Here is a 1990-nt window from a genome sequence, read left to right as displayed (position 1 = left end):
TAAATTTATGACATTTTGTATATTTTAAAGTCATTACCCTGTCACTGACAATTGCTATAATAACAACTGTAAATAACCTCTCTAAAACAATAGTTAAAATAATTTAAGCAAAATTAAAAAAGTAAAAAATCGGAAATCATTCTTAAACTCGATTTCCGATTTTTTTACTTTATACTTTCACTCGATCTATTTGTGATTTTATCCCTGCATCTCTTCTCAACATCTTAACTTTTCTATCTATTCCATCAAATTCCATATTTATGACACTATATACATCTGAAAGTCATTGCCATGTCATATGTAAGTTATATAATGAAGCTGTAAATACAATAAACCTTTCTAAAATATTAAACAACTAAAACTAACCAAAACGGCTTATTAGCCAAAAAGGCGAACTAGAACAATCTCCTTCGGTTCGCCTTTTATATTTGCTGTCAGCCATTCAAACTATTCATTTCTCTCTCAATTTTCTCATACGTCTTAAATGGATCTTCTGAATTTGTAATCGATCTTCCAACTACAATATAGTCGCTCCCCTCCTCTTTCGCAAGTCTCGGTGTCGCTATCCTCCTCTGATCGTCTTTCTCATCGGAGTTAAGTCTTATGCCCGGAGTAACAGTAAGAAAATCTCTTCCGCATACTTCATGAATTTTTTTTACTTCATGCACGGAGCAAACAACTCCATCAAGCCCGCTTTTTTCAGCTGACCGGGCATACCTCAATACGGAATCTATTACATCACCATCGATACCCTGTTCCTCATTCATCATTTCCTTTGATGTAGATGTTAATTGAGTGACTCCAATTAACAACGGTCTTTTATTTTTTCCTGATATTTTCATCGCGCTTTCCAATCCTTCCAATCCTGCTTTCATCATTTCTGTACCTCCCGCACAATGAACATTTATCATATCCACATCTAGCAGAGCCAGGTTTTTAATGCCGTTTTTTACCGTATTTGGAATGTCATGCAATTTTAAATCCAAGAAAATCTTATGATTCATATTCTTTATATCTGCGATTATATTGAAGCCACATCTGTAAAAAAGTTCCATTCCTACCTTGACATATATGGGCATTTTAAAATTTTTTAAAAATTTACGGCGTGCAGAATTTACAGATCGTCTTCTTAAATTTAAAATTCGCGCGATTTTTTTTGATCGGCGGTATGGTTAAGACGCGGGTAACGCTTTTAAATTTAGATCACCGTGAAGCTTCAAACCCGTTTGCGGTAGAGCTTTTTATGTGGTTTTAAAAAGATACCAATTCGGCGCAATTTTTTCTATCATTATAAACTCGCTAGGACTCATTTGCGGCAGGTCTGCTTCATCTTGCACCCGCAAAAAGCCCACGGAGTTATCGGTGATCCCGCCGATGAGCAGCATAAATCTTTTGCCGCTCGTCTCGGCGTGAGAGAGATGCAAGCTTTTGATCTCTGCTTTAGCGCGCTCGGACTCGCCGCCTGCGTAAAGCTCGTAAATTTTTTTAAATGCCGCTAGGTTTTGCTTACCGAACTCCATAAGTTCTTTATCGGGCGCCAAGATTAGCTTTAAATTTACGATATCTGCATCAGTTCTTTGCTCAAATTCGCGTTTTTGCGCCTCGTTAAATTTTTCATATTCGCTTACGATAGCCTCAATAATGGCGGTTTGCGCTAAAACTCGCACGGCGTAGATCCCGTCCTCCTTAGTATAGACGTAAAGATCGAAGTGCTTCTCTTTAGAGCCCAAAAATACGTGAAAAATCTCGCTAAATTCGTCGCTGCGTCCAAGCGGAGCAACCGTGATTTCGCTATAGTTATCCGCCGCGTAGAATTTACGCTTTAAATAGCTTCTCATCTCGCCTTTAAAATAAAGATTTTTATCGAAGTTTGTGTCGCTAAACAGCGAGCGGACGAGCTCCTCATTGGGGCTCGCGTTTAGGCATAATGCGCAGCTTGCGCAAAGTATTAGCGAGGCAAAAAATTTTGAAAAACCCGCCGCTTTAAAAA

General features: G+C 38.2%; 2 protein-coding genes. Both read right to left on the bottom strand.

The features are described 5' to 3' along the window. Positions 1-434 precede the first annotated feature (434 nt). Positions 435-1142 carry an orotidine-5'-phosphate decarboxylase gene (gene pyrF / locus Q0393_RS10210; protein WP_298979957.1) on the bottom strand — a complete coding sequence of 236 codons (708 nt, stop codon included), beginning with the start codon at positions 1140-1142 and terminating at the stop codon, positions 435-437. 99 nt (positions 1143-1241) lie between these two features. After that, positions 1242-1990 (bottom strand): hypothetical protein (locus tag Q0393_RS10205; RefSeq protein WP_298979955.1); only part of this gene is annotated, 749 nt, incomplete at its 5' end.

Source organism: uncultured Campylobacter sp. (assembly GCF_938015785.1).
In the GTDB taxonomy this organism is placed as follows: domain Bacteria; phylum Campylobacterota; class Campylobacteria; order Campylobacterales; family Campylobacteraceae; genus Campylobacter_B.
This window is presented reverse-complemented; position numbering and strand designations above follow the sequence as displayed.